Raw genomic sequence first — 1,777 nt, 5'->3', positions numbered from 1 at the left:
GCGTCGACCTGGGCGACCTGGATCGCCAGCACGCCGGGCAGCCGGAAGGTGGCGGCGGTCATCAGGGTGCCGAGGCGGATCGTGCTGGTCTCGCGGGCCAGGCCGGCCAGGGTGATCCAGGCATCGGTCGGGCCGGGCAGGCCGCTGACGCCGCCCATCTTCAGATAGTGGTCGGAGCGGAAGAAGGCGCTGAAGGCCCCCAGCTCCTCGGCGGTCCTGGCCACCCGGAGCAGGGTGTCGTAGCTCGCGCCCTGCTGGGGTTCGGTGAAGATTCGAAGATCCATACCGGCCATTCTGGTACAGACCACCCCGTGCCCACGCCCGAACCGGGGAAGCGGCACCGTCGGGCGGGTGTCCGCCGGGGTGGCACGCCGGGTGTCCGGCGCGGGGCGTGCGCCGACTGTCCGCCGGGGTGGCCAAGGTCTCCTCCCCGGGCCGCCTGCCCCGGCGTCGCGCTCGCCTACCGTGGACGGATGTCCGCCACGCCCGACGAGTCGCCCCGGCGCCTCCCCGCCGACTCCGCCGCCCCGCACCCCCGGCCGGAGGGCTGTCCGCTGCCCGGGATCCTCGCCGCCTTCGGCCCCCGGCTGGCCGAGCTCGCCTTCGAGCCCTGCCTCGTCGCGGCGGTCGACCAGCACGCCGCCGAGCTGCGCGAGCTGCTGTACGCGCAGGGGCCGGAGCTGCAGCCGCGGCGGCTGAACCGTGCGGAGCTGTCCGACTACGCGCGCGGCTTCCTGGGCCGGCTCGCCGAGATCGGCTGGCGCGAGCCGGTCGGGTACGACTTCGCGGTGCACCGGCTGACCGCGATCTGCTGGCTGGTCCGGCAGAACGGCCTGCTCCCGGCCTGACCGGCCTGCCCCACTGGACCTCCCGAGCCTGCGGCCCGGGGGGAATATGGAGAACGGCTGGATACACCCCGGCACCCCGTGCGTACAGTGGCGGTCCACACAGCACGGACGGCCGTCCGCGGCACGGCCGGGACGGCGGGCGGGAACGGGACAGCGTGAGCGGGAACAGGACGGGCGGCAACGGCAGGAGCGGCACCGCCGGGAACAGTACCGGCTACCGCACCGGCACCGGCGGGCACCGTGCGCTGGTCTGGCGCGGGCTGCCCGAGCGGCCCGGCGCCGCGGTACTGGTCCTGCACGGCGGCCAGGAGCACAGCCTCTCCCGCCCGGGCCCGGTCAACCTGGCCGGCCTGCGGATGGCCGGCTTCGTGCACGCGCTGCGCCGGGAGACCGAGGGCGCCGGGGTCGCCGTCGGTACCGTCCGCTACCGCCACCGGGGCTGGAACGGCGAGCGGGCCGACGCCGCCAGGGACGCGATCGCCGCCCTCGACGACCTCGCCGAGGAGCTGGGCCCGGTCCCGACCGTGCTGGTCGGCCACTCCATGGGCGGCCGCGCCGCCCTCCGGGCCGCCGGCCACCCCACCGTCACCGGCGTCGTCGCACTCGCCCCGTGGTGCCCGGCCGAGGACCCCTGCGAGCAGCTCGCCGACCGCGACGTCCTGATGCTGCACGGCGACCTCGACCGGATCACCTCCCCCGCCGACACCCGCGCCTTCGCCGCCCGGGGCCGCGCCGCCGGAGCCCGGGTCTGCGGCTACACCGTCCTCGGCACCGGCCACACCCTGATGCGGCGGATCGGCGACTGGCACCGCGCCACCGCCCGCCTGTCCGCCGGCCTCCTCGGCCTGCGCGACCTCCCGCCGGAGGCCGCGACCGCCATGGCCCTCCCGGCCCACTCCACCGCCGCCCTGGACCTCCCCCTCCCCGCC

At 76.8% G+C, this 1,777-nt stretch carries 3 protein-coding genes; 2 read left to right on the top strand and 1 reads right to left on the bottom strand.

The genetic code is table 11. The features are described 5' to 3' along the window. Positions 1–284, bottom strand: a 284-nt coding sequence (locus VR45_RS31145; RefSeq protein WP_045943223.1) for an LLM class flavin-dependent oxidoreductase, incomplete at its 3' end; no start/stop codon positions are given. Between the two features lie 189 nt (positions 285–473). Here VR45_RS31145 and VR45_RS31140 point away from each other — a divergent pair. Next, positions 474–848 carry a DUF6401 family natural product biosynthesis protein gene (locus VR45_RS31140; RefSeq protein WP_234326336.1) on the top strand — a complete coding sequence of 125 codons (375 nt, stop codon included), beginning with the start codon at positions 474–476 and terminating at the stop codon, positions 846–848. A gap of 155 nt (positions 849–1,003) precedes the next feature. Then, on the top strand, positions 1,004–1,777 hold a 774-nt coding region (locus tag VR45_RS31135), incomplete at its 3' end, for an alpha/beta fold hydrolase (protein WP_063772572.1).

The organism is Streptomyces sp. NRRL S-495, assembly GCF_000966955.1.
Classification (GTDB): Bacteria; Actinomycetota; Actinomycetes; order Streptomycetales; family Streptomycetaceae; genus Kitasatospora; species Kitasatospora purpeofusca.
The sequence above is the reverse complement of the archived record's forward strand: the minus strand, read 5'-3'. Positions and strand labels throughout refer to the sequence as shown.